Source organism: Massilia norwichensis, assembly GCF_024753245.1.
GTDB lineage: Bacteria > Pseudomonadota > Gammaproteobacteria > Burkholderiales > Burkholderiaceae_D > Telluria > Telluria norwichensis.
The window spans coordinates 159327-184827 of the sequence record NZ_JANUGX010000006.1; the positions used below are offsets into that span (position 1 = coordinate 159327).

Sequence of the window (25501 nt, forward strand, 5' to 3'; positions counted from 1 at the left end):
CGAAATTTCACACGCCAACACAGCCATCATGGAATTAGCCAAGTCTTTCGAGCCAGCCGACATCGAACAATTCTGGCGTAACGAATGGGAACAGCGCGGTTACTTTGCCGCCACCATGGACGCCGACAAGCCTTCGTTCAGCATCCAGCTGCCGCCGCCGAACGTGACGGGCACCCTGCACATGGGCCACGCCTTCAACCAGACCGTCATGGATGGCCTGACCCGCTACTACCGCATGCGTGGCTTTAACACGGCCTGGATCCCGGGCACCGACCACGCCGGCATCGCGACCCAGATCGTGGTCGAGCGCCAGCTGGACGCCCAGAAAATCTCGCGCCACGACCTCGGCCGCGACGCCTTCGTCGAGAAGGTCTGGGAGTGGAAGGAAAAGTCGGGCAGCACCATCACCGGCCAGATGCGCCGCCTGGGCGCCTCCGCCGACTGGCAGCGCGAATACTTCACGATGGACGAGCCGCGCTCGAAAACCGTGGCCGAAGTCTTCGTGCGCCTGTACGAGCAGGGCCTGATCTACCGCGGCAAGCGCCTGGTCAACTGGGACCCGGTGCTGGGCACCGCCGTGTCCGACCTCGAAGTCGTGTCGGAAGAAGAAGACGGCTCGATGTGGTACATCCAGTACCCGCTGGCGGACGGCAGCGGCCACCTGACGGTCGCCACCACGCGTCCGGAAACCATGCTGGGCGACGTCGCCGTCGCGGTCGATCCGACCGACGAGCGCTACACCCACCTGCACGGCAAGATGCTGAAGCTGCCGCTGGTCGGCCGCGAGATCCCGATCATCGCCGACGAGTACGTCGACAAGGCCTTCGGCACCGGCTGCGTGAAGATCACCCCGGCCCACGACCTCAACGACTACGCGGTCGGCCAGCGCCATAAGCTGCCGATGCTGTCGATCATGACGCTCGAAGCGAAGATCGTCGACGACGCGCCGGAAGCCTACCGCGGCCTGGACCGCTTCGAAGCGCGCAAGAAGATCGTCGCCGACCTCGAAGCGCAGGGCCTGCTGGAACAGGTCAAGCCGCACAAGCTGATGGTGCCGCGCGGCGACCGCACCGGCGTCATCATCGAGCCGATGCTGACCGACCAGTGGTTCGTCGCCATGAGCAAGCCGGCGCCGGAAGGTACCTTCAATCCGGGCAAGTCGATCGCCGAAGTGGCGCTGGAAAAGGTCGCCAGCGGCGAGATCCAGTTCGTGCCCGAGAACTGGACCACCACCTACAACCAGTGGCTGGGCAACATCCAGGACTGGTGCATCTCGCGCCAGCTGTGGTGGGGCCACCGCATTCCGGCCTGGTACGGCCCGAACGGCGAGATCGTTGTCGCCCGCAGCGAAGAAGAAGCGCAGGCGAAAGCGAAAGAACAAGGCATCGCAGGTGAACTCAAGCGCGACGACGACGTGCTCGACACCTGGTTCTCGTCGGCCCTGGTGCCCTTCTCGACCATGGGCTGGCCGGAAAATACCCGCGACATGGACCTGTTCCTGCCCTCCTCCGTGCTGGTGACCGGCTTCGACATCATCTTCTTCTGGGTCGCGCGCATGGTCATGATGACCGCGCACTTCACCAACAAGGTGCCGTTCAAGACCGTCTACGTGCACGGCCTGGTGCGCGATTCGTCCGGCCAGAAGATGTCCAAGTCGAAGGGCAATACCCTGGACCCGATCGACCTGATCGACGGTATCGACGTCGAGTCGCTGGTTGCCAAGCGCACCACCGGCCTGATGAACCCGAAGGCCGCCGAGAAGATCGCCAAAGCCACGCGCAAGGAGTTCCCGGAAGGGATCCCGGCCTTCGGCACCGACGCCGTGCGCTTCACGATGGCCAGCTACGCCTCGCTGGGCCGCAACATCAACTTCGACCTCGGCCGCTGCGAAGGCTACCGCAACTTCTGCAACAAGCTGTGGAACGCGACCCGCTTCGTGCTGATGAACACCGAAGGCAAGGACTGCGGGAAACCGGAAGCCGCCGACCTGTCGCAGGCCGACCGCTGGATCATCTCGCTGATGAACCGCGTCGAGCAGGACGTCGCGAAAGGCTTCGCCGACTACCGCTTCGACAACATCGCCTCCAGCATCTACAGCTTCGTCTGGGACGAGTACTGCGACTGGTACCTGGAACTGGCCAAGGTGCAAGTCCAGCAAGGCACCGAGGCGCAGCAGCGCGCCACCCGCCACACCCTGCTGCGCGTGCTGGAAGTGATCCTGCGCCTGGCGCACCCGATCATCCCGTTCGTGACCGAGCAGCTGTGGCACGCGGTCGCGCCGCTGGCCGGCAAGACTGGCGACACCATCATGCTGCAGCCCTACCCGATCGCCGACGAATCGCTGATCGACGCCGGTGCGGAAGCCTGGATGGACCAGTTCAAGAAAGTGACCGACGCCACCCGCAACCTGCGCGGCGAGATGAAGCTGTCGCCGTCGGTGCGCGTGCCGCTGATCGTCGAGCCGGGTTCGGAAGCCGACCGCGCCGCCGCGCAGAGCTTCGCGCCTTACGTGCAGCTGCTGGGCAAGCTGTCGGAAGTGCAGATCGTCGATGCCCTGCCGGAATCGCCGGCCGCAGTGTCCATCGTCGGCACCACCAAGCTGATGCTGAAGGTCGAGATCGACGTCGCCGCCGAGCGCGAGCGTCTGTCCAAGGAGATCACACGCCTGCAGGGCGAGATCGCCAAGGCCAACGGCAAGCTGTCCAGCGAAAGCTTCGTAGCCCGCGCCCCGGCCGCCGTGGTGGCCCAGGAACGCGAGCGCGTCGAGAACTTCAGCGCCACGCTGGCCAAGATGCAGGAGCAACTGGGCAAGCTGCCGCCGGCTTGACCGGCTGATCGGCCCATGTGAAAAGCCGCGTCCGGGTTCTGCCCGGCGCGGCTTTTTTACGTCAGGAGCGCCGCCGGCGTGCGACCAGCAGCATGCACGCCAGGCCCAGACCCAACATCGCCGTCTGCCCCGGTTCCGGCACCGGCGAGATGTTCATGACGACATTGTCGATCTGGCCCCACTGCGGGTCGGGCGAGCTCAGGTCGCCGGGATTCGGCATGAACCAGTCGATGTAGCTCACGTTCTGGAAGTCCGACGGCAGGGTGAAGGTGGCCAGCGGCTGGTCGCCGAGGATGGTGAAGGTGGCGCCGGAATCGCTGACGAAGACCGAGTCGCCGCCGAAGTAATCGAAAGCGACGAAACCGAAGTTGCTGCCATCGATGCGCTGGAAGCGGTAGGGTTGCGAACCTTCGCGGCTGTGCAGCAGCAGTGCGTCCGTCGCGGAGTGCAGGTGCCCGCCGTTCGGCTCGAGCGAGGTGACGCTGAAGCCCGATTCGGTCCATGATTCGGGATAGGGCCCGAGATCCTGGATGTTGTCGAAGGTGAGCGTGACGGTCTGGGCCGAAGCGCAGGCCATGCCCAGGGCGCAGCCGAGCGCCACGATGCAGTGCTTGATCCAGCGTGATGGTGTCATGATGATCCCCCTGTAAAGGTTAGATGCGGTTAAGGCGACAGCCGCCTACCCTCACAGCATAAGGATGAGATGCTGGAGTATATTGATCAAAGCCAGCCCGCACTCCTCGCCATCCGGTATGCCTCGATCCGGTTGCCCGCGTTCAGCTTGCTGATCGCTTCCGACAGGTAATTGCGCACCGTCCCTTCGGACAAGTGCACCAGCTTCGCGATCTCGCCGCTGGTCTTGCCCTCGCCGGCCAGGCGCAGCACCTGGCGTTCGCGGTCGGACAGCGGATCCTGGCCCGCGCTCCAGCTTTCCAGCGCCAGCTCGGGCGCGATCGCCCGGCCGCCCTTGTGCACGGCGCGGATCGCCGCCGCCAGATTCTCGGCCGGCGCATCCTTCAACAGGTAGCCGCGCACCCCGGCCTCCATCGCGCGCCGCAGGTAGCCGCTGCGCGCGAAGGTCGTGACGATCACCACCCTGGCCGGCAGGCCAAGTTCCTGCAACTGCGCCGCCAGTTCGAGTCCGGTCATCTGCGGCATCTCGACGTCGGTGAGCACGATGTCGGGCCGCAGCTCGCGGCACAGCGCCAGGGCATCCTTGCCGTTGCCGGCCGTGCCGACCACGTCGAGGTCGTCTTCGAGCTTCAACAATGCCGCCAGCGCGCCCAGCAGCAGCGCCTGGTCTTCGGCGATCACGATCCTGATCATGCGGTTTCTCCTTCCCTGTCCTTTACCGGCAGGCGCAATTCCAGGCGCAAGCCATTCTCCACGCTGACCACGAGCCGGCCGCCGGCCGACACGGCGCGTTCGCGCATCCCGGTCAGGCCGTTGCCGACACGGACTTCGTCGCCGGCGCGCAGGCGGTCGCCATCGTCTGTCACGCGCAACACCGCGCTGCCCTCTTCCAGCGCCAGCCTGAGCGTGCAGCGGGACGCGCCGGCATGGCGCACGACATTGGTCACGGCTTCGCGCAGCGTCAGCGCCAGCACGTGTTCGAGCGCCGGCGGGAGGACGTTTTGTTGAAACTGCGGCTGCACCTCTTCATGCAGCGCGACGCCGGCCGCCGCCAGGCTGGCGCGGGCACTGGCCAGGGCGCCGGGCAGGCCGCTGTCGCGGTAGCCGGTCACCGCCGTCCTCACCTCGGCCAGGGCGCGGCGCGCGCTCGCTTCGATATCGGCGATCTCGCGCTTGCAGGCGTCGACGTCGCGGCCAGCCAGCTTGCCCGCCAGCTCAGCCTTCAACGCGATCAGCGACAGCGAGTGGCCCAGCAGATCGTGCAGGTCGCGCGAGATCCGTTCGCGCTCGGCGATGCGGGCGATGTGCTCGACTTCTTCCTGCTTGCGCAGCAGCTGCTTGCGCGAAGCACGCAGGCCGCCTTCCATGATCGAGGCCACGCCCACCGACAGGCCGACCGCCCAGGGTGCCAGCAGGAAGGACGGGCCGTTCTCGGCCAGCAGGTAGCCGGTCGCCGTCGCCAGTCCCAGCACCAGTATCAACATGCGAGGGGCGTTGCGGCCCGGCGCCAGGCGTCCGCACATGCCGGCGGCGAAGATGAAGAAGGTACCGGCACCGTTGTTATGCGGCGCCCACAGCATGCCGAACACGCAGGCACCGAGGATGCACAGGACGGCGTTGCGGCCGCCGGTCCAGAAGCTGACCAAATAAAGCGGCAGGAACAGCGCCACGCTCAGGCCCAGCATGGCCAGTTCGAGCGCGCTGACCTCGCTGTAGAAGTACTTAAACAGCAGGAAGGCCAGGGACGTCGCCCACAGGTAGGGCAGCTTGCCCATATCGGCCGGGACCCAGGGCCCGGCCAGCACGCGCTTGAATCGTTCCATCGCTCGTCGTTTTTATGTGTGATCAGCGGTCGGCCAGGCGAACGTCGGCGATCTCGAAACGGTAGTCGCCGGGTTGCGGTCCAGCGTTAAATCCTATCATGGTCACCGCCGTCGGATCGACCCCGGCAAAGGCGCTGAAGGGAATCGCCACTTCCTTCCACTCGGCACCGGTCTCGAAGGGCACACTGCGCGGGATGGTCATGCCGCTCGAGGCCATCGTCAGCATGACCGGGTGGCCGTCGCCGCGTACACGGAAGCGCAAGACCTTGGCTGCGCTCAGGTCGGCGCCCAGCATCGGCTGCGTGCCCGGCATGAAGGCCGCGCCGGCCCACGGGTAGGCGAAGCCCGGCTTGACCTGCGCCTCGATCGCGATCCTTGCGCCACCCTCCCGCGCGGCCTGGGCATCGAGGTTGACGGTCGAGACGCCACCCGCGAATTTGTCGGTGGACGGGAACCAGCCGGTGCCGAAGGGGCTGGCCAGCTTGCCTTCCTTCAGCAGCGAGATTCGGCCGTTGGCCGGCAGCGCCAGCGGCTGCGTGGCTTTGGCCGCGTTTTCCTGCGCCACGTGCTTGCGCTGGGCTTCGCGCAGCGCCGTCGTGCTCTCGCCATCCTTCCACACCTCGACGATGCGGCGGGTGGCGCCGATGTCCTGCAGCGGATTGCCCTCGACCAGTACCAGGTCGGCTTTATAGCCTTTGGCGATCTGCCCGCGCTGGCCCAGGCGGAAGGCCTTGGCCGGCGCGCTGGTGGCGGCCACCAGGGCTTCGCGCGGAGTGAGGCCCGCGTCGACCAGCGCCGCCAGTTCATGGTGCAGGCTGGCGCCGTACTGGGTGCCGGCGTTGCCGGCGTCGGTACCGGCCAGCAGCGGCACGCCGGCGCGGCGCAAGGCGCTGGTGACCATCTTGGGCGCCGCCAGGATGCCTGGCCGCGGCGTCGGGCCGTAGCCGGTCTGCAGGGCGCCGCGCTCTTCGCGGTCGAGCAGGCCGGCCACCTGCGGATCGTCGAGCAGGTCGCGCGGCTTGATCCCGGCGATGCTTTCCAGGACCGAGAAAGTCGGCACCACGAAGGCGCCCTTCGCCTGCGCCAGCTTCGCCAGACTGTCCGCTTCCTCCTGCGACATCTGCGCGGCGACGAACAAATGGGCCAGGCCGTCGGCCCCGGCTTCCAGCGCGGCGCGCGCGTTCTCCAGGTTGCTGATATGGACCACGGCCAGCTTGCCGCGCTTGTGGGCGGCATCGATCACGGCCTTCACGGTGGCGCGGTCGAGGCTCTTGAAGTGGTGATCGCCGAAGCCGTCTTCCATCACGACCTTGATGAAGTGCGAGCCTTCGGCGATGCGGGCGTCAACGAAGGCCTGGGCGTCGCCGCCGTTTTCCAGGGTCGGGATCTTGACCGGGTATTCGGTGCCGTGGCCGCCGGGCGCGGTGACCAGGGTGCCGGCCGAGAACACGTCGGCCTCGCCGCCGTTGCGGCCTTCGTTCATCTGCTTTTTGATGCGCTGCATGACCTCGACGCCGGTGAACATGTCGACCTGGGTCGTCACGCCGAACACCAGCGGCAGCTCGAAATGCTGCCAGGTGTGGACGTGGGCGTCGATCAGGCCCGGCAGCAGTGTGCGTCCTTTGCCGTCGACGATGCGGGCGTCGGCCGGCACCTTGCCGCGGTAGTCGGCATCGGCGATCGCGCCGTCGCGCACCAGTACGGAACGGTGTTCGTGCGCGCTCCTGCCGTCGAAGACGCGCACGTCCCGCACCAGGGTAGTGCCGGCGAAGGCGGTGGAGGTGGAAGCGCAGGCCAGGCCGGCGGCCAGCAGCAGCGAAGTCAGGATGGTCGGTTTCATGGTGTTCCCCTTGTCGTTGTTGGTTGTCGATGGGGTCAGTATCCGGAAAGGGCGGCTGCCGCGGCAGAAGCGGGTGCCATCAGTTTGGGGTGACAAATGTCATGTGAAAGATTTCCGCAAGGCGGTTTACCGAACGACCGTACTGTTTGCTACACTCCAATTGCCTAACACAAAAACTGGAGACCTCATGCGCACCCTCATCAACGCTACCCTGATTGCCGCCGTCCTTGCCGCCCCGCTCGCCTGGGCACAGGATGGTTCGCCGGTCGGCCTGTGGAAGACCATCGACGACAGCTCGGGCAAGCCGAGCGCACTGATCCGCATCACCGAGAACAAGGGCGAATTGACCGGCAAGATCGAGAAGCTGTTCCGCGCCCCCGACGAAGACCAGAACCCGAAATGCCAGCTGTGCACCGATGCGCGCAAGGACCAGCCGATCATCGGCATGACCATCGTCTCGGGCCTGAAGAAGACCGGCGACGAATACACCGGCGGCGAGATCCTCGATCCGAAGAACGGCAAGGTCTACAAGAGCAAGCTGACGGTGCGCGAAGGCGGCAAGAAGGTCGAAGTGCGCGGCTTCATCGGCATGCCGATGTTCGGCCGTTCGCAGGTCTGGCTGCGCCAGGAGTAAGCCGCAGGCGCGCAGCGTCAAACGTGCGCGCCAGAAATTATCTTAATGATAATCTCGGTTCACAACATCATCGACTGATCGTATGCATCCTGTGAACCGACTACCCGCTGCCCGTGCGGCCTTGCGCACTGAAGAGGCAGCGTCATGATCATCCTGCGTCTGCTTGCCCTGCTTGCAGGGGGGCTCGTGTTCGTCCTGCCGCCGATGGTATTGGCAGGAAATAGCCATCCCGGCCTGCCGACCTGGGTCGCCGTCGGCGGCCTGGCCGGGCTGGCGCTGGTGGCGCTGAGTTACCTGTATATCGCCGTGCTCGGCGACCGCATGCGCCGCTCCAGCCATCTGCGCATGCTGGGCGGCCTGCTGCTGATGATTCCGGCCATCGGCGGCATCACCATGCTGGCCACGCGCACCGATCCGCCCCTGCTCTGGGCCAGCGGCCTGCTGGTGTCCTTCACGATGCTGCTGTTCCTGAGTTTCGTCTACCCGGCCGCGCCGGACCGCCGCCAGCGCCCGATGCGCCGGCGCGAGCGCACCGAACCGGCGCTGGTACTGATCCAGCGCCATCCTTCGGCCGAGCGCCGCGGTTCGCGCTTCTGATCAGTTTTGTGCGCTGGGCGGACGGCGCCGTGCCAGGTGCCGGTCCAGCGCGTTGGCAAACTGCTGGCGGTCGGCTTGGCTGAATGCGCTGGGGCCGCCGGTGTCGACGCCGCTGCTGCGCAACTCTTCCATGAAAGCCCGCATCGTCAGCTGCTGGGCGATATTGTCCCTGGTGTAGAACTCACCGCGCGGGTTCAGCGCATCGCCACCCTTCTCGAGCACGCGTGCCGCCAGCGGAATGTCGCCGGTGATCACCAGGTCGCCCGGCGCCAGGCGCTCGACGATCTCGGTGTCGGCCACGTCCGGACCGCTCGGCACCTGGATCGCGCGGATGAAACGCGAGCCCGGCACCCGGATCAACTGGTTCGCGATCAGGGTCACCTGCAACTGCAGGCGCTCGGCCACACGAAACAGGATGTCCTTGATCACGCCCGGACAGGCATCGGCATCGACCCAGATTTCCATCGTCGGCTCCTGCCAGCGCTCAGGCCAGCGGCAGGTTGTCCCACAAATCGCCGGTCGGGCTGATGCGGGGTGCGGCGACGCCGAAGTGTTTATACGCCAGCGGCGTCGCGATGCGGCCGCGCGGCGTGCGCTGCAGATAGCCCTGCTGGATCAGGTAGGGCTCGAGCACGTCCTCGATGGTGTCGGCGGCCTCGCCGATCGCCGCCGCCAGGTTGCCGATGCCGACCGGGCCGCCGGCAAACTTGAACAGCACCGCTTCCAGCAGTTTGCGGTCCATTACGTCGAAGCCGACGGTGTCGACGTCGAGCATCTTCAGGGCGCGGTCGGCCATGTCCTTGGTGATCTCGCCGGTGCCCTTCACCTCCGCATAGTCGCGCACGCGGCGCAGCAGGCGGTTGGCGATACGCGGGGTGCCGCGCGCACGCTTGGCGACTTCGCGCGCGCCCTCTTCGTTGATCGGCGCTTCGAGCAGCGCGGCGCTGCGGGTAACGATCTTGGTCAGTTCGTCGACGTTGTAGAACTCCAGGCGCGCGACGATGCCGAAGCGGTCGCGCAGCGGATTGGTCAGCATGCCGGCGCGGGTGGTGGCGCCGACCAGCGTGAACGGCTGCAGGTCGAGCTTCACGGAACGCGCCGCCGGGCCCTCGCCGATCATGATGTCGATCTGGTAGTCCTCGAGCGCCGGATACAGGATCTCCTCGACCACCGGCGACAGGCGGTGGATCTCGTCGATGAACAGGACGTCGTTGGCTTCCAGGTTGGTCAGCAGCGCCGCCAGGTCGCCCGGGCGTTCCAGCACCGGGCCGGAAGTCTGGCGCAGGTTGACGCCCATCTCGCGCGCGATGATGTGGGCCAGCGTGGTCTTACCCAGGCCCGGCGGACCGAACAGCAGGGTGTGGTCCAGCGCTTCGCGGCGCTTGCGGGCGGCGTGGATGAAGATCTCGAGCTGGTCGCGGATTTTCGACTGGCCGACGTATTCGTCGAGGTGCTTGGGCCGCAGGGCGCGCTCGATCGCCTCCTCGTTCGGCGAGGCCGGCGCGGCGTCGATGATGCGCTGCTCGGTGAAGTTGTCGGTCTGGATGCTCATGGTTTCAATTTACGTTTGCGCGCGCGGGCACGGGGTGCCCGCCCTACGGTAGGGTGGGCACCCCGTGCCCACGTTTCACGCTTTCGACAGCGACTTCAGCGCCAATTTAATGCCCTCGGACACGCCGGTACCCGCCGGCATGTTCTTGATCGCCGCCAGCGCTTCCTTGTCAGAATACCCCAAGGCCAGCAGCGCATTGAGCACGTCTGCCTGGGCGTCGTCCTGCACGGTGCCGCCGACCACGCCGATGTCGGCGCCCAGCTTGCCCTTCAGTTCCAGCAGCAGGCGCTCGGCGGTCTTCTTGCCGATACCGGGCACCTTGACCAGGCGGCCGGCTTCCTGCAGCGTCACGGCCTGCGACAGCTCGGCCACCGACATCCCGGACAAAATCGACAGCGCAGTGCGGGCGCCGACGCCGGTGATCTTGATCAGCTGGCGGAACACGGCGCGCTCGCTGGCCGAACCGAAGCCGAACAGCAGGTGCGCATCTTCGCGCACCACGTAGTGCGTGAACAGCACCACTTTTTCGCCGGTGTGCGGCAGGTTGTAGAAAGTGCCCATCGGCACGTCGACCTCATAGCCGACGCCCTGGCAATCCACGAGCACTTGCGGGGGATTTTTTTCCAACAGTACGCCGGACAGACGACCGATCATCTGGAACCTTTCATGTTGTTATCAGGATGAGACCAGGCGGCCACGCCGCATGTGCAGCGCCGGTTTTGCGGGCGACAGCGCACCGATCAGCGCCAGCGTGTCCATGCCGTGGGCGTGGCAGATCGCAACGCCGAGTGCGTCGCCGGCGTCGCTGCCGGGCAAGCCGGGCAGCTTGAGCAGGCGCGCCACCATTTCCTGGACCTGGGCCTTGACCGCCTTGCCGCTACCGACCACCGCCTGCTTGACCTCGGCCGGCGTGTATTCGCCGACTTCGAGATCGGCCCCGACCAGCGCTGCAATGGCGGCGCCGCGCGCGGCACCCAGCAGCAGGGTCGATTGCGGATTGACGTTGACGAAGACGCGTTCGATGGCCGCGCAGCTGGGCTTGTAGGTGGCGACGACTTCGCTGACGCCGGCCAGGATGATCTTCAGGCGCGGCGGCAAGGCGCCCTCCGTGCCGGTCTTGATGGTGCCGGAAGCGATGTAGCGCAGCCGGTGACCGTGTTTTTCAATGACCCCGAACCCCGTCGTGCGCAGGCCCGGGTCGATGCCGAGAATAATCATTATCGAATGTTATACCGGCTGGCGTGTTCCGTGGGAAAAATACTGTGCAAAAACACAGGTCGTGGCGTGTTTGTCACCACGACCGTAGGGTGGGCATCCCGTGCCCACGCGTGACCTTCGCATATCGTCGGCACGTGGGCTCGCGGCGCCTACCCTGCATCCACTATCAATGACGGAAGTGGCGCGTACCAGTATAGAGCATCACCACGCCACGCTCGTCCGCCGCGTCGATCACTTCCTGGTCGCGCATCGAGCCGCCCGGGTGGATGACGCAGGTCGCGCCGGCGTCGACCACCACGTCCAGGCCGTCGCGGAACGGGAAGAAGGCATCCGAGGCCACCGCCGAACCGACCAGCGACAGACCGGCGTTGTGCGCCTTGATCGAGGCGATGCGGGCCGAGTCGATGCGGCTCATCTGGCCGGCGCCCACGCCCAGGGTCATGCCGCCGGCGCAGAACACGATCGCGTTCGACTTGACGAACTTGGCCACGCGCCAGGCGAACATCAGGTCCGCCATCTGCTGCGGGGTCGGCTGCTTCTTGCTGACCACGCGCAGGTCGTCCAGGCCGACGTTTTTCGCGTCCGGCGACTGCACCAGCAGGCCGCCGCCGACGCGCTTGACGTCGAAGGAATTCTGACCGTCACCGAGTTCGATTTCCAGCAGGCGCACGTTCTGCTTGGCCGCCATGATCTGGCGCGCTTCCGGCGTGAACACCGGGGCGATCACGACTTCGACGAACAGTTTCGCAATCGCTTCCGCGGCGCGGCCGTCGACCGGCACGTTGAAGGCGATGATGCCGCCGAAAGCCGAGGTCGGGTCGGTCTTCAGCGCGCGCTGGTAGGCGTCCAGCGCATCCGCGCCGATCGCCACGCCGCAGGGATTGGCGTGCTTGATGATCACGCAGCCGGCCGGCTGCTCGAAGCCACCCATGGTCTTGACGCATTCCCAGGCGGCGTCGGCATCGGCGATGTTGTTGTACGACAGTTCCTTGCCCTGCAGCTGGCGGTAGTTGGCCAGGCTGCCGGCGGCCGGCGCCAGGTCGCGGTAGAAAGCGGCGCTCTGGTGCGGGTTCTCGCCGTAACGCATGTCCTGGACCTTCTCGAAGTGCAGGTTCAGGGTTTGCGGATAGGTGGCACGGGTCGTGTGCTGCTTGTCTTCGCCGAGGCTGGTCAGGTAATTCGTGATCGCGCTGTCGTACTGCGCGGTGTGGGCGAACACTTTTTTCGCCAGGCGGAACTTGGTGTCGTAGCTGACGTCGCCAGCCTGCTCGCCACCGGCTTTCATCTCCGCCAGCACGACACCGTAGTCGACCGGGTCGACGATCACGACCACGTCGCGGTGGTTCTTGGCCGCCGAGCGCAGCATGGTCGGGCCGCCGATGTCGATGTTCTCGATCGCATCTTCCAGCGAGCACTGCTCCTTGGCGACGGTCGCCTGGAAGGGATACAGGTTCACTACCACCATGTCGATCTGCGGGATGCCGTGCTCTTCCAGCTTGGCGATATGCTCGGGAAAGTCGCGACGCGCCAGGATGCCGCCGTGCACTTTCGGGTGCAGGGTCTTGACGCGGCCATCGAGCATTTCCGGGAAACCGGTGTAGTCGGCAACTTCGGTGACGGGCACGCCATTGTCCTGCAGCAGCTTGGCAGTGCCGCCGGTCGACAGGATGTTCACGCCGAGCGCAGACAGCGCGCGCGCGAAATCCAGCACGCCGGTTTTATCGGAAACGGAGATGAGGGCTTGTTTGATCATGGAGAGAGGCCTGTTGATGAAAATCGGTGCGGGCAAAGTATTCACTACGCCGGACAAGGCCGGCGCACGCTCGCACGCCAGCCCTCCCGCCGGCGCTTACAGCAGCCCGTGTTCCTGCAGTTTCTTGCGCAAGGTATTGCGGTTGATGCCCAGCATCTGCGCGGCATGCGACTGGTTGCCTTCGGCACGCGTCATCACGACTTGCAGGATCGGTTTTTCGACGGTCAGCAGCATCATGTCGTAGATATTCGACGGTTTTTGCTCGCCCAGGTCGTTGAAATAATCTTCGAGGCTTTTCTGAACGACTTCCTGGATACTTTCTTTGCTCATCTGCTAACTTCGCCTTGGGTGGTGGTGGCTCGTGAAACCTGCTGCGCGTCGGTATTGCGGCCTGCGATGCTCGCTGTACAGGTGTACAGCTGCGCTTCTCGGCCACAATCCCTTCCGCTCGCTACGGTTTCCCGAAGCCACTGTTACGCTGTCTAAAAACAGCCCTGTCTCCGATTATTTCTTATTATCCTGTTACTTTTTTATGCCGCGATCGCGACTTGATCAGAATGCGCGGGCCGGTATTGTAACCGCTCGCCATACCGCTGTTGCGATTTGAAAAATTCATCGACGGCCGCCAGCTGCTCGGCAGTCGATTCCAGCAGGTTCATGCGCTGGCGGAATTCCTCGCCGCCGGGCAGGTCCTGTACATACCAGCCGATATGCTTGCGCGCGGTGCGCACGCCCAGGTATTCGCCGTAGAAGGCATAGTGGGCCGGCAGGTGTTCGTTCATCAGCTCGCGTACTTCGTCCACCAGCGGCGCCGGCAGATGTTCGCCGGTGCGCAGGTAGTGATCGATCTCGCGGCAGATCCACGGCCGGCCCTGGGCCGCGCGGCCGATCATGACCGCGTCCGCACCTGTGTGGTCGAGCACGAATTTCGCCTTTTCCGGGGTCGTGATGTCGCCGTTGGCCACCACCGGAATCGAGACCGCCGCCTTGACCGCGGCGATGGTGTCGTATTCGGCATCGCCCTTGTAGCCGTCGGCGCGGGTGCGGCCGTGCAGGGTCAGCATCGCGATGCCGGCCTGCTCGGCCATGCGCGCGATGGTGAGCGCGTTCTTGTTCTGGCGATCCCAGCCGGTACGGAATTTCAGCGTGACCGGCACGTCCACCGCGCGCACCACGGCTTCCAGGATGCGCTGGACCAGGTCTTCGTGCTGCAGCAGGGCCGAGCCGCACCAGTTGTTGCAGACTTTCTTGACCGGGCAGCCCATGTTGATGTCGATGATCTGGGCGCCGCGGTCGACGTTGAACTTGGCGCACTCGGCCAGCTCTTCCGGCACCGCGCCGGCGATCTGCACCGCCTTCGGTTCCATCTCGCCGGCGTGATCGGTGCGGCGCGCACTCTTTTCGCTGGCCCACAGGCGTGGATTCGAAGCCGCCATTTCCGATACCGCATAGCCGGCGCCAAGCTTCTTGCACAGCTGCCGGAATGGGCGGTCGGTCACCCCGGCCATGGGAGCGACGAAGACGTTATTGCGCAGCGCGTAAGGACCAATTTGCACGAGAGAAAAACCAGAAGAAAAATCGGGAACTCGCTATTTTACCCGAAGCGCTGCTCAATTTATCAGCACACTTTTTTAGTGTTGCAGATCTGACATAGTCTGCTGTCAGCTTTTGTGGCTGGCGGCTGCTCAGTTCAGCTCATCCAGCACCGCCGGCTGCAGGTGAGCAACCTCGCCCCAGCTGTCGAGCACCAGCCTGCCCTCTTCCAGGTGGAAGCGGTTGATGCTGGCATTGAACACCTTGAAGTCGCGCGGCGTTTCCAGCGGCAGGTCGAGTGCCATCCGGTAGGCGCACTCGAGCACGCCGCCGTGGGCCACCATGGCGATGGTCTGGCCGGCATGCGCCTGCGCCAGGCCGAGGATCGCCGTGGTGGCGCGGGCGTAGAACTGGCGGAAGCTTTCGCCGCAATTTTTGCCAGTTGGCAAAATCGCATCGACGTCGCGCGCCTGCCAGGCTGCGAACTCGGCCGGGAAGCGCTGCTCGATCTCGCTGTACAGCAACCCCTCGAAACCGCCGTAGCAGCGCTCGCGCAGGCCGGGCTCGATTTGCAGCGGCATGCCGCGCAAGGTGGCGACGGCCTGGGCGGTCTGGCGCGCACGCTGCAGGTCGCTGGAAACGATCAGGTCGATGGGTTCGGCGGCGAGTGCGCCGGCCAGCAGCCGGGCCTGGCGTTCGCCCTCCGCGTTGAGGGGGATGTCGAGATGGCCTTGCAGGCGGCGTTCAGCGTTCCATGCGGTTTCCCCATGGCGAATCAGGATGATTTTCAAATCTTTGCTTTTTACTTATCGATGATGGTGGCGGCGATTTCCGGGTTCAGCGAATACACGCCGAAAATGCGGGCTTCGTCCAGGATGTGGCCCATGATGGCGAGACTCGCTTCCCTGCCCGTGAAGCGCCCTTCGAGCGGCAGGCGCGGGATATCGAGGGCGTACAGCGTGAACACGTAGGTGTGCAGGCGCTCGTCGTTCCAGGGCGGACAGGGGCCATCGTAGCCGTAGTATTCGCCGGCCATGTCGGGGTCGTTGGCAAACCAGCCGGTGTAGTCGTTGACGCCGTGGCGCAGCTGGTGCTCGGTGCCGTTCTTGATCGTGAACGGCACCAGTGGACCGCTCTTGCCGCCCGGCGTCACCATGTCCGAGAACATGCCTTCGGCAAAAGCGCCCAGCACCACCGGGATGTCGACCAGCGACCAGTGATAGAAATCGGTGCGCGGCAGCGCGTCCGGCACCGTCCGGCCTTCCTGGTTGACGTCGGTGCCCACGGTCGGCACGTCGATGTCGTGGCAGAGCAGCACCAGCGACTCGGCACCGGCCGGCACCTCGTCCCAGGCGAGGTGGGGACTGCGGTTGCTCGACAGCCTGATGTGGCTGCCGGGTTCGATCTCGGCAAACGCGCAGCGGGGCGGAATCGGGCCGCCCTCGACAAAGGAATCGCTCCAGATCTTCATCGCCCCCTCCATTCGCACCTGCGGCCTTTGCTTACATTGACCAGCGCCAGGCGCCGCAGTTTCAGCTCGATACCTTGGGTGGATCAATACGAAGCCAGAAAGTGACTGGACCGTCGTTCGTCAGCGAAACCTGCATGTCCGCGCCGAAGCGGCCGGTCTCGACCTTACCGTGACGCTCGCGCGCCTGGCGCACGACATGCTCGAACAGGCGCCGCCCGTCTTCCGGCGCGGCCGCCGGCGAGAACGAGGGCCGCGTGCCCGAGCGGGTGTCGGCCGCCAGCGTGAACTGCGGCACCAGCAGCAGGCCGCCGGCCACGTCCGTGATGCTGCGGTTCATCTTGCCGGCTTCGTCCGAAAATACGCGGTAGCCGAGCAGCTTGGTCAGCAGCGCGTCCGCCTCGCGCTCGGTATCGCCCTTTTCGGCGCAGACCAGCACCATCAGGCCGCGCCCGATGGCGCCGATGGTCTCGCCGTCGACCACGACGCTGGCCTGGCCGACCCGCTGCAGCAGGCCGATCATGCGCCGGCTGCCAGGGTCACGCGGGCGAACTTGCGCTTGCCGACCTGCAGCACGAAGGTGCCGGCCTCGACCTGCATCGCCTTGTCGGAGACCACTGTGCCGTCGATGCGCACGCCGCCCTGGTCGATCATGCGCATCGCTTCCGAGCTCGAGGCGCACAGGCCGGCCTGGCGCAGCAGCTGGGGCAGGCCCAGCGGCGCGCCGGACAGGCTGACTTCCGGCACGTCGTCCGGGATGCCGCCCTTGGAGCGGTTGACGAAGTCGGCCAGCGCGTCCTCGGCCGCCTGCTGCGAGTGGAAGCGCGCCACGATCTCCTGGGCCAGCGCGACCTTGGCATCGCGCGGGTTCTTGCCGCCCTCGACCTCGGCGCGCAGCGCGGCCAGGTCCTGCAGCGAGCGGAAGGACAGCAGTTCGTAGTACTTCCACATCATCACGTCCGAGATGCTCATCAGCTTGCCGAACATGGTGTTGGCCGGCTCGGTGATGCCGATGTAGTTGTTCTTGGATTTCGACATCTTCTCGACGCCGTCCAGGCCCTCGAGCAGCGGCATGGTCAGGATGCACTGCGGCTCCTGGCCATAATCTTTCTGTAGTTCACGACCAACAAGCAGGTTGAATTTTTGGTCCGTTCCACCTAGCTCAAGGTCTGCGTGCAAAGCGACCGAATCATAGCCTTGCATCAGCGGATAAAGGAACTCGTGGACCGAAATCGGAGTCCCACTCTTGTAGCGTTTGGTGAAGTCGTCGCGCTCCATCATGCGTGCCACCGTGTAGCGCGAGGCCAGCTGGATCATGCCGCGCGCGCCCAGCGGGTCGCACCATTCGGAGTTGTAGCGAATCTCGGTGCGCGAGGGGTCGAGTACGAGCGAGGCCTGCTTGAAATAGGTCTGGGCATTGGTCTCGATCTGCTCGCGGGTCAGCGGCGGACGGGTCACGTTGCGGCCCGACGGGTCGCCGATCATCGAGGTGAAGTCGCCGATCAGGAAGATCACCTGGTGGCCCAGGTCCTGCAGCTGGCGCAGTTTGTTCAGCACCACGGTGTGGCCCAGGTGCAGGTCGGGCGCGGTCGGATCGAGGCCAAGCTTGATGCGCAGCGGCTTGCCGCTCTTTTCGGAGCGCGCCAGTTTCTGCGCGAACTCGCTCTCGATCAGCAGCTCGTCGACACCGCGTTTGGTGATCGCAAGGGCTTCCTGGACGGCCTCGCTCAAGGGAAGAGCCGCGGCCCCGGCGGAAGTTGCATTTTTTGCATTACCAGAAAGCTCAGCAGAAGTCATAAAATTCTTGTAGGAATATGGCTAAAACGGTTGTAGGACCCCGTATTTTGATATAATTCGCGATCCCGTCAATCTTGCCGCATGAAAAGTTTCAACGACAACAAGTAAGAAAACAAAAAGAAAAAGCGTCGTCTTGGGACAGTGAAGCGGTAAATTTTAACTGATTGCATGAACCCATTACAGAAAATCACCGGTAAGCGCTGGTTCGGTCTGCTTGAGACGAGCCGTAAAACCCGCATCGTTGCGGGGGGCGCCGCTGCCCTGGCACTGTGTGCCTTCGGTGCAACCGCAGTTGCCCCGATCGCCCCGGACGCTGCCGACATTCCTGTCAAGTCCATCGCACAAGACCTGCAACTGCCGAACCTGGCTGACCAGATCGCGGCCTTGCAGCAAGACCAGCAACAATTCATCAAGGAAGAACGCATCCGCCCGGGCGACTCACTCGGTTCCGTGTTCACCCGCCTCGGCATCGACGACCAGCAGGCTGCCGCTTTCGTGCGCAGCGACAAGCTGGCACGCAGCATCCTGAGCCTCAAGACCGGCAAGCGCATCCAGGCTGAAACCGACGAGAACGGCCTGCTGCTGACGCTGCGCGCCACCATCCCGGTCAGCAAGGACGAATTCAACACCGTCACCGTGACGCGCAAGGGCGAAAAATTCGTCGTCGCCAAGGCACCGGCCGAGCTCGAGCGCCGTGTCGAAATGCGTTCGCGCGAAATCAGCACCTCGCTGTACGCAGCCACCGACGCCAGCGTCGACGGCGGCCAGATCCCGGATTCGGTGGTCAACCAGATCATCGAGATGTTCTCGACCAGCATCGACTTCCGCGGCGACCTGAAGCGCGGCGACCGTTTCAACGTTGTGTACGAAACCTTCTGGCAGGATGGCGAAATGGTCCGCACCGGCCGCGTGCTGGCCGGCGAATTCGTCAACCGCGGCGTGGCCTACCAGTCGGTCTGGTACGAAGACCCGCAAACCCGCCAGGGCGGCTACTACAGCCTGGACGGCAAGTCGCTGAAGAAAGCCTTCCTGAAGTCGCCGGTGGCCTTCACCCGCATCTCCTCGGGCTTCTCGATGCGCGTGCACCCGGTGTTCAACGTCTGGAAGGCCCACAAGGGCATCGACATGGCTGCCCCGCTGGGCACCCCGATCCGCGCCGCCGGCGACGGCACCGTCGACTTCGCCGGCGTGTCGAATGGCTACGGCAACATGGTCGTGCTCAAGCACTGGTCCAACTACAGCACCGCCTACGGCCACATGAGCCGCTTCGCCAGCGGCATGCGCAAGGGCCAGAAAGTCCACCAGGGCGACATCATCGGCTACGTCGGCGCCACCGGCTGGGCCACCGGCCCGCACCTGCATTACGAATTCCGTATCGGCGGCAAGGCCATCGACCCGATGTCGCAGAAGAACCTGCAGGCGCAACCGCTGACCTCCGGCGAACTGTCGCGCTTCCGCATGGCCGCGACCGAGATGTCGCACCGCTTCTCGCTGCTGAACCCGGCCGGCAACGCCATGGCTGCCCGTTAAGATTCAGCCCGATTGCAGATAGAATGAGACGCCTTGCACTGCAGAGTGCAAGGCGTTTTTCTTTTCCACTACAAAAATGCCCGCTTCCACTCTCTATATCGGCCTGATGTCCGGCACCAGCCTGGACGGCGTCGACGGCGTGCTCGCCGATTTCTCCGGCCGCGGCATCCGCACGCTGCAGGCTGCCTTCACGCCCTTCCCTGCCGATCTGCGTACCGAACTGATGGCCTTGCAGGCTGCCAGCGAGAACGAACTGGAGCGCGAAGCGCTTGCCGCGAACGCGCTGGCGCGCTGCTATGCCGATTGCGTCCAGCAGCTGCTGGCCCAGGCACCCGGCCCGGTACGCGCGGTCGCCGTGCACGGCCAGACCATCCGCCACCGCCCCGAGCTCGGTTTTACGCGCCAGACGAATAATCCGGCCCTGCTGGCCGAGCTGACCGGCGTCGACGTGATCGCCGATTTCCGCACGCGCGACATCGCGGCCGGCGGCCAGGGCGCGCCGCTGGTGCCGGCGTTTCACGAAGCCCGCTTCGGCAAGCCGAAGACGGTGCGGGTGGTGGTGAACATCGGCGGCATCGGCAATATCAGCGTGCTGCACGGCGACGGCCGCGTGAGCGGTTACGACACCGGTCCGGGCAATGTGCTGATGGATTTATGGGTTGCGCGCCACACTGGCAAGGCCTACGACGAGGATGGCGCCTTCGCCGCGTCCGGCAAGGTCGACGAGCCATTGCTGGGCATCCTGCTCGACGAGCCCTATTTCCGCCAGCCGCCGCCCAAGAGCACGGGCCGCGACCTGTTCCATGCGGAATGGCTGGCCGGGAAACTGGCCCAGCGCCCCGACCTGGCGCCGGCCGACGTGCAGGCAACGCTGACAAGGCTGACGGCGGTGTCGATCGCGCAGGCGATCCGGGACGCGACCGCCGGCCAGCCGGCGCAGGCCGTCTACGTCTGCGGCGGCGGTGCCTACAACAGCGTGCTGCTGAAGGATATCGCCGCTGCGCTGGGCGGCGCGATTCCGGTGAAGTCGACCGAGGAACTGGGCGTGGCGCCGAACCGGGTCGAGGCCCTGGCCTTCGCCTGGCTGGGCTACCAGTTCACGCGGCGCCGGCCGGGCAATCTGCCGGCGGTGACGGGCGCGGCCGGCTTGCGCGTGCTCGGCGCGCTGTATCCGGCTTGAGGTGCCCTGAAAGAATTATGGAGATCACATACAATGCTCTCCCCCTTTATGATTAACGAGAGCAAAGTGGAATTACTGAACAAACTGCAATGGCGCTATGCCACCAAGGCGATGGACCCGACCCTGCCGGTCGCACAGGACAAGATCGACCGCATCATCGAGGCAGCCCGTCTGGCGCCGACCTCTTCCGGCCTGCAGCCCTATGAAATCCTGGTCGTCAAGAACCCGGCCCTGCGCGCGCAGATCCGCGAAGTGGCGTGGAACCAGGCCCAGGTCACGGACGCCTCGCACCTGCTGGTGTTCGCCGCCTGGGACGACTACACGCCCGAACGCATCAACCACATGTTCGACCTGACCAATGAAGTGCGCGGCTTCCGCAACGAAGGTTGGGAAGCGTATCGCCAGCAGCTGCTGTCGACCTATCCGGGCCGCGGCGAGCAGGTGAACTTCGAGCACGCAGCGCGCCAGGCCTATATCGGCTTCGGCGCAGCCGTCATCGCGGCCGCGTTCGAGGGCGTCGACGCGACCCCGATGGAAGGCTTCGACCCGGCCGCCGTCGATGGCATCCTGAAGCTGCGCGAGCGCCACCTGCGCAGCGTGGTGATGCTGCCGCTGGGCTACCGCAAGGCCGAGCAGGACTGGCTGGTCAACCTGCCGAAGGTGCGCCGTCCGCTCGAGCAGTTCGTAACCGAGCTGAACTGAGCGAAGTGAACTAAGGACTTCGCGAAAACAAAAAAGCCGCCCGGCAATGCCGAGGCGGCTTTTTTGATGCCCGAAGCGGACGCTTACGCCGAGAACGACGAACCGCAGCCGCAGGTCGAGGTGGCGTTCGGGTTCTTGATGACGAACTGGGCGCCTTCGAGGTCGTCCTTGTAGTCGATCTCTGCGCCGACCAGGTACTGGTAGCTCATCGAGTCGATCAGCAGGGTGACGCCATTCTTTTCCATCGCGGTATCGTCGTCGTTCATGATCTCGTCGAAGGTGAAACCGTACTGGAAGCCCGAGCAGCCGCCACCCTGCACGAAGACGCGCAGTTTCAGGTCGGGATTGCCTTCTTCCTCGATCAGCTGGGCGACCTTCTGCGCGGCGCTGTCGGTAAAGTTGATGGGCGACGGCATGGCGTCCTGCTCTTGCGAGCGATGCAATTCGGCGATTGCGGTCATGGATAAACTCCTGATTGAATTCGGATTTCGTCCATTATAGACGGTTGGCGCCAGTCATGCTGACGCCCCCTCCGCCGTTACACCTAAATGAAACACCGGCTCGGCGGCCTGGACCGGCGCGGCCTCGTGGGTCAGCTTGCCGGTCACCAGGGCGCCGCCGTGCATTTCCAGCAGGCGGTAATGGACATCCCCATGTATGCGGCCTTTCGGCTGTAATTCAAGCAGTTCCGTCGACCGGACCGTGCCGGCGATATAGCCGTTGACAACCAGGTTGGCGCAACGCACCTCGCCCTCGATGCGGGCATGTTCGGAGACGATCAGGACGCTGTCGGCATCGCTGCCGGCAATCACGTTGCCATGCACCTCGCCGTCGATGCGCAGGCCGCCGGTGAATACCAGGTCGCCTTCGATACGGGCGGAAATGCCGATCAGGCTATCGATTTCGCTTTTTGCATTACGACCGAACATGGTAGTCCCCTCGCAAAATGGCAAGCTGCCAAGCGCGGCAGTGCAACGGTCAATTTACCGTGCTCAACACCTACTGCCTTGATCTGCATCTTGTCGCCAAGCTTGCGAGGGGCGGCGGCCATGGCCGCCGCTTGTTGCCATTACGGCAGCAGCGCGACCTGGTTCAGGCCCATGTTTTCCGGCACGCCGAACATCAGGTTCATGCACTGCACGGCCTGGCCGGCGGCGCCCTTCACCAGGTTGTCCTGCACCACCAGGATCACGACGGTATCGCCGCCGTCCGGACGGTGCACGGCGATGCGCAGCATGTTCGAACCGCGGGTCGAGCGGGTTTCCGGGTGCGAGCCGAAAGGCATCACGTCGACGAAGGGCTCGTCGCGGTAGGCGTCTTCGAACAGGGCCTGCAGGGCGGCATTGTCGATGTCGCGGGTCAGGCGCGCGTACAGGGTCGAGTGCATGCCGCGGATCATCGGCACCAAGTGCGGGGTGAAGATCAGGCCGACTTTCTGGTCGGTGTAGCGCTGCAGCTGGGCCGAGGTTTCCGGGGTGTGGCGGTGGCCGGCCACGCCGTAGGCCTTGAAATTGTCGCTCGCTTCCGAGAACAGGGTGCCGATCTCGGCTTTGCGGCCAGCGCCGGACACGCCCGACTTGCTGTCGGCGATCAGGTTGCCGGCATCGATCAGGCCCGCCTTCAGCAGCGGGTAGAAGCCCAGCTGCATGGTGGTCGGGTAGCAGCCCGGATTGGCGATCAGGCGCGCCTTTTTGATGTCTTCGCGGTTCAGTTCCGGCAGGCCGTACACCGCTTCCGCGATCAGCTCGGGCGCGCTGTGCTCCATCTTGTACCACTTCTCGAACGCGGCGCGGTCCTTCAGGCGGAAGTCGGCGGCCAGGTCGATGACCTTGACGCCGGCGGCCAGCAGGGCCGGTGCCTGGGCCATGGCGACACCGTGCGGGGTGGCGAAGAACACCACGTCGCATTGGGTCAGGTCGGCCTTGTCCGGGCTCGAGAAGGCCAGGTCGACGTGGCCGCGCAGCGACGGGAACATGTCTGCCACCGGCAGGCCGTCTTCCTTGCGCGAGGTGATGGCGGTCAGCTGCACCTCGGGATGGGCCGACAGCAGGCGCAGCAACTCGACGCCCGTGTAACCGGTACCACCAACGATGCCAACTTTGATCATGTTCTTTCCTTCGTAAATAAGTGCGTGCGGACTGTCATTTTAACAGCCTGCCGCGGCCGGCGTGGCAAGGCGGCGCGGCAGCAGACGCGGCAATGCTAGCATCTGTTGCAACGCACAAGCCAAGGAGGATCGATGAAGCCGATTGCAGAACAGGTAGTGGTCGTGACGGGCGCGTCCAGCGGGATCGGCAGGGCGAGCGCTCTCGCTTTCGGCAAACGCGGTGCGCGCGTGGTGCTGGCCGCGCGCAATCTGGAGGCGCTGGAAACGCTGGCGCAGGAGATCGAAGCGGGCGGCGGGCAGGCACATGTGCTCGTGACCGACGTTGCCGAGTGGGACCAGGTCCAGCGCCTGGCCGACGAGGCGGTCGAACGCTTCGGCCGTATCGACACCTGGCTGAACGACGCCGGCATCAACGAGCACGCGTCGGTCGAAGACATGACGGTCGAGGAGATCGGCCGCATCATCCAGGTCAACCTGATGGGCCAGGTACACGGCATGAAGGCAGCGCTCGGCGTGATGCGGCGCCAGCGCAGCGGGACCATCATCAACATGGGTTCGGCAGCGTCGAGCCGGGCGGTGCCGCTGCACGCGGCCTACGTGGCCTCCAAGCACGCGGTCGCCGGCTTCACGGACAGCCTGCGGATGGAGCTCATGCACGAGAACATGCCGATCAATGTGACGCTGATCCAGCCCGGCTTCATCGACACGCCCCTGTTCCTGAATGCGCGCTCCAAGCTCGGCGGGCAATCGCGACCGATTCCGCCGATCTATGCGCCGGAAGTGGTGGCCGACGCCATCCTGTTCGCGGCCGAGCACCGGCGCCGCAACATCGTCGTGGGCGCGCAGGCGGCGGCGGGCATCTTCCTGAACAAGCTCAGCCCTTCGCTGGTCGACCGCCTGATGGTGGCGCGCGGCGCGGCCTTCCGGCTGCAGAAGGAAAACCGGCCCGACGACGGCATCGACAACCTGTTCGAGCCCAGCCGCGGCACCGGCTCGGCCCACGGCCACTGGGGCAAGGAAGCGCTCCAGTCCAGCTGGTACACCCGCCACCTGGAATACTACCCGCACCGCAAAGGCATGCTGTGGGCGGCACTGGGCGCCAGCCTCTTCCTGCTGGCCCGCCGCAAGCGCTGACAAAAATTAAACCGGGGTCAGACACCGAATTCTGGAAACAGCCCATAGGACATTTCCAAAAATCGGTGTCTGACCCCGGTTTGATGAAAAACAAAAAAGCCGCCGGCTTTGCAGCGGGCGGCTTTTTGTCTGGCAGCAGCGCACAGGGCGCTGCAGATCCAGGAGGTGAAGCTGATTAACGCTTCGAGAATTGCTTTGCGCGACGTGCTTTGCGCAGACCAACTTTCTTACGCTCGACTTCACGGGCGTCACGGGTGACGAAACCGGCACGTGCCAGGTCGCCCTTCAGGCCTGCGTCGTAGTCGATCAGTGCACGGGTGATGCCGTGGCGCACTGCACCTGCCTGGCCGGACTCGCCGCCGCCATGCACGTTGACTTTGATGTCGAAACGCTCGACGTTGCCGGTCAGTTCCAGCGGCTGACGGATGACCATCAGGCCGGTTTCGCGCGAGAAGTACTCGGCGGCCGGTTTGCCGTTCACGATGATCTGGCCGGTGCCAGCTTTGATGAACACGCGGGCGACTGCACTCTTGCGACGGCCGGTGCCGTAATTGTAGTTACCGATCATGTCAGTTCCTTAGAAATCGAGTGCTTGCGGTTGCTGGGCGGCGTGCGGGTGGGTGCCTTCCGCATAGACCTTCAGCTTCTTGATCATGGCGTAGCCCAGCGGGCCCTTCGGCAGCATGCCTTTGACAGCCTTTTCCAGGGCACGGCCCGGGAAGCGCTGTTGCATTTTCAGGAAGTTGGTTTCGTAGATACCGCCCGGGTAGCCCGAGTGACGGTAGTAGGTCTTCTGGGTGGCCTTGGTGCCGGTCACGCGCAGCTTGCCTGCATTGACGACGACGATAAAGTCACCGGTGTCGACGTGCGGAGTGAATTCTGGCTTGTGTTTGCCGCGCAGTCGGCGTGCCACTTCGCTGGCAACACGTCCGAGGACTTTGTCCGTCGCGTCAATCACGTACCAATCGCGCTGGACTTCATGGCCCTTAGCGGAAAAAGTTTTCATGTTGACTTCCTATATATAGGTGTAAATGCTCAAATGGTGGTTCCGCAAGAACGACTGCGGACTCGGCCTTGTTGTCTTTTCCTGAGCAAATGGAAAGCCCACGATCATAGCTGATCTGAGCCTCCCCAGTCAAGTCAGCCTTGGCGCATACCCCACAGTCAGCATTA

Annotated in this window: 27 protein-coding genes; 7 read left to right on the forward strand and 20 right to left on the reverse strand. The window is 64.7% G+C overall.

The genetic code is table 11. The features are described 5' to 3' along the window. Window positions 1-28 precede the first annotated feature (28 nt). Window positions 29-2827: a valine--tRNA ligase gene (locus tag NX782_RS07560; protein ID WP_258844829.1), complete on the forward strand. Its 2799-nt coding sequence runs from the start codon at window positions 29-31 to the stop codon at window positions 2825-2827. 61 nt (window positions 2828-2888) lie between these two features. Here the strand turns inward: NX782_RS07560 and NX782_RS07565 are convergent, their stop codons facing one another. From NX782_RS07565 to NX782_RS07580, 4 genes are all read right to left on the reverse strand, one after another. Beyond that, entirely contained in the window at window positions 2889-3461 is a 573-nt protein-coding gene (locus tag NX782_RS07565) for a PEP-CTERM sorting domain-containing protein (RefSeq protein ID WP_258844830.1), read from the reverse strand. Between the two features lie 86 nt (window positions 3462-3547). Then, window positions 3548-4153 carry a response regulator transcription factor gene (locus NX782_RS07570; RefSeq protein ID WP_258844831.1) on the reverse strand — a complete coding sequence of 202 codons (606 nt, stop codon included), beginning with the start codon at window positions 4151-4153 and terminating at the stop codon, window positions 3548-3550. Then, window positions 4150-5283 (reverse strand): sensor histidine kinase, encoded by a 1134-nt coding sequence (locus tag NX782_RS07575; protein ID WP_258844832.1) that lies wholly within the window; start codon window positions 5281-5283, stop codon window positions 4150-4152. Before NX782_RS07575 ends, NX782_RS07570 begins: the two co-directional genes overlap by 4 nt. A gap of 22 nt (window positions 5284-5305) precedes the next feature. After that, window positions 5306-7123, reverse strand: coding sequence for a CIA30 family protein (locus NX782_RS07580; protein ID WP_258844833.1), 1818 nt, complete (start codon window positions 7121-7123; stop codon window positions 5306-5308). 187 nt (window positions 7124-7310) lie between these two features. On the opposite strand from NX782_RS07580, the gene NX782_RS07585 reads away from it, so the two are divergent. Beyond that, window positions 7311-7757: a DUF2147 domain-containing protein gene (locus tag NX782_RS07585; RefSeq protein ID WP_258844834.1), complete on the forward strand. Its 447-nt coding sequence runs from the start codon at window positions 7311-7313 to the stop codon at window positions 7755-7757. 144 nt (window positions 7758-7901) lie between these two features. Further along, entirely contained in the window at window positions 7902-8354 is a 453-nt protein-coding gene (locus tag NX782_RS07590) for a hypothetical protein (protein ID WP_258844835.1), read from the forward strand. Here the strand turns inward: NX782_RS07590 and NX782_RS07595 are convergent, their stop codons facing one another. From NX782_RS07595 to tyrS, 11 genes are all read right to left on the reverse strand, one after another. Next, complete coding sequence (locus NX782_RS07595; protein ID WP_258844836.1) at window positions 8355-8819, reverse strand: YaiI/YqxD family protein; 465 nt, start codon at window positions 8817-8819, stop codon at window positions 8355-8357. Between the two features lie 19 nt (window positions 8820-8838). Continuing rightward, window positions 8839-9906, reverse strand: coding sequence for a Holliday junction branch migration DNA helicase RuvB (gene ruvB / locus NX782_RS07600; protein ID WP_258844837.1), 1068 nt, complete (start codon window positions 9904-9906; stop codon window positions 8839-8841). A gap of 75 nt (window positions 9907-9981) precedes the next feature. Continuing rightward, entirely contained in the window at window positions 9982-10560 is a 579-nt protein-coding gene (gene ruvA, locus NX782_RS07605; protein ID WP_258844838.1) for a Holliday junction branch migration protein RuvA, read from the reverse strand. 21 nt (window positions 10561-10581) lie between these two features. Next, window positions 10582-11124: a crossover junction endodeoxyribonuclease RuvC gene (ruvC, locus tag NX782_RS07610; protein WP_258844839.1), complete on the reverse strand. Its 543-nt coding sequence runs from the start codon at window positions 11122-11124 to the stop codon at window positions 10582-10584. A 166-nt stretch (window positions 11125-11290) separates the two neighbouring features. Further along, window positions 11291-12877: a bifunctional phosphoribosylaminoimidazolecarboxamide formyltransferase/IMP cyclohydrolase gene (purH, locus tag NX782_RS07615; protein WP_258844840.1), complete on the reverse strand. Its 1587-nt coding sequence runs from the start codon at window positions 12875-12877 to the stop codon at window positions 11291-11293. Between the two features lie 96 nt (window positions 12878-12973). Beyond that, window positions 12974-13207, reverse strand: coding sequence for a helix-turn-helix domain-containing protein (locus tag NX782_RS07620; protein WP_056447956.1), 234 nt, complete (start codon window positions 13205-13207; stop codon window positions 12974-12976). A 200-nt stretch (window positions 13208-13407) separates the two neighbouring features. Further along, the gene (dusB, locus tag NX782_RS07625) at window positions 13408-14433 is read right to left on the reverse strand and encodes a tRNA dihydrouridine synthase DusB (protein WP_258844841.1); all 1026 of its coding nucleotides are present in this window, start codon (window positions 14431-14433) and stop codon (window positions 13408-13410) included. Between the two features lie 129 nt (window positions 14434-14562). Beyond that, complete coding sequence (locus tag NX782_RS07630; protein ID WP_258844842.1) at window positions 14563-15201, reverse strand: histidine phosphatase family protein; 639 nt, start codon at window positions 15199-15201, stop codon at window positions 14563-14565. Between the two features lie 11 nt (window positions 15202-15212). Beyond that, window positions 15213-15881 carry a YbhB/YbcL family Raf kinase inhibitor-like protein gene (locus NX782_RS07635; protein ID WP_258844843.1) on the reverse strand — a complete coding sequence of 223 codons (669 nt, stop codon included), beginning with the start codon at window positions 15879-15881 and terminating at the stop codon, window positions 15213-15215. A gap of 61 nt (window positions 15882-15942) precedes the next feature. After that, window positions 15943-16401 (reverse strand): D-aminoacyl-tRNA deacylase, encoded by a 459-nt coding sequence (dtd, locus tag NX782_RS07640; RefSeq protein WP_258844844.1) that lies wholly within the window; start codon window positions 16399-16401, stop codon window positions 15943-15945. Then, window positions 16398-17675: a tyrosine--tRNA ligase gene (tyrS, locus tag NX782_RS07645; RefSeq protein ID WP_258844845.1), complete on the reverse strand. Its 1278-nt coding sequence runs from the start codon at window positions 17673-17675 to the stop codon at window positions 16398-16400. The genes dtd and tyrS overlap by 4 nt, the downstream gene beginning before the upstream one ends. A gap of 168 nt (window positions 17676-17843) precedes the next feature. On the opposite strand from tyrS, the gene NX782_RS07650 reads away from it, so the two are divergent. The 3 genes from NX782_RS07650 to NX782_RS07660 all read left to right on the forward strand — a co-directional run bounded on the left by NX782_RS07650 (window position 17844) and on the right by NX782_RS07660 (window position 21087). Continuing rightward, entirely contained in the window at window positions 17844-19205 is a 1362-nt protein-coding gene (locus NX782_RS07650) for a peptidoglycan DD-metalloendopeptidase family protein (RefSeq protein WP_258844846.1), read from the forward strand. Window positions 19206-19281: 76 nt separating this feature from the next. Beyond that, window positions 19282-20385 (forward strand): anhydro-N-acetylmuramic acid kinase, encoded by a 1104-nt coding sequence (locus tag NX782_RS07655; protein ID WP_258844847.1) that lies wholly within the window; start codon window positions 19282-19284, stop codon window positions 20383-20385. Window positions 20386-20451: 66 nt separating this feature from the next. Beyond that, window positions 20452-21087, forward strand: coding sequence for an NAD(P)H-dependent oxidoreductase (locus NX782_RS07660; protein WP_258844848.1), 636 nt, complete (start codon window positions 20452-20454; stop codon window positions 21085-21087). An 83-nt stretch (window positions 21088-21170) separates the two neighbouring features. Here the strand turns inward: NX782_RS07660 and erpA are convergent, their stop codons facing one another. From erpA to argC, 3 genes are all read right to left on the reverse strand, one after another. Beyond that, on the reverse strand, window positions 21171-21548 hold the full coding sequence (erpA, locus tag NX782_RS07665; protein WP_230020263.1) for an iron-sulfur cluster insertion protein ErpA: 378 nt from the start codon (window positions 21546-21548) through the stop codon (window positions 21171-21173). A 54-nt stretch (window positions 21549-21602) separates the two neighbouring features. Further along, window positions 21603-22016, reverse strand: coding sequence for a bactofilin family protein (locus NX782_RS07670; RefSeq protein ID WP_258844849.1), 414 nt, complete (start codon window positions 22014-22016; stop codon window positions 21603-21605). Window positions 22017-22156: 140 nt separating this feature from the next. Continuing rightward, window positions 22157-23194: an N-acetyl-gamma-glutamyl-phosphate reductase gene (gene argC, locus NX782_RS07675; RefSeq protein WP_258844850.1), complete on the reverse strand. Its 1038-nt coding sequence runs from the start codon at window positions 23192-23194 to the stop codon at window positions 22157-22159. Window positions 23195-23326: 132 nt separating this feature from the next. Between argC and NX782_RS07680 the strand changes: the two genes are divergently transcribed. Then, on the forward strand, window positions 23327-24328 hold the full coding sequence (locus tag NX782_RS07680) for an SDR family oxidoreductase (protein ID WP_258844851.1): 1002 nt from the start codon (window positions 23327-23329) through the stop codon (window positions 24326-24328). A 175-nt stretch (window positions 24329-24503) separates the two neighbouring features. On the opposite strand, the gene rpsI is transcribed toward NX782_RS07680, so the two are convergent. Together rpsI and rplM are read right to left on the reverse strand one after the other, a co-directional pair. Next, on the reverse strand, window positions 24504-24896 hold the full coding sequence (gene rpsI, locus NX782_RS07685; protein WP_028102305.1) for a 30S ribosomal protein S9: 393 nt from the start codon (window positions 24894-24896) through the stop codon (window positions 24504-24506). A gap of 9 nt (window positions 24897-24905) precedes the next feature. Further along, the gene (gene rplM / locus NX782_RS07690) at window positions 24906-25334 is read right to left on the reverse strand and encodes a 50S ribosomal protein L13 (RefSeq protein ID WP_258844852.1); all 429 of its coding nucleotides are present in this window, start codon (window positions 25332-25334) and stop codon (window positions 24906-24908) included. Window positions 25335-25501 lie beyond the last annotated feature (167 nt).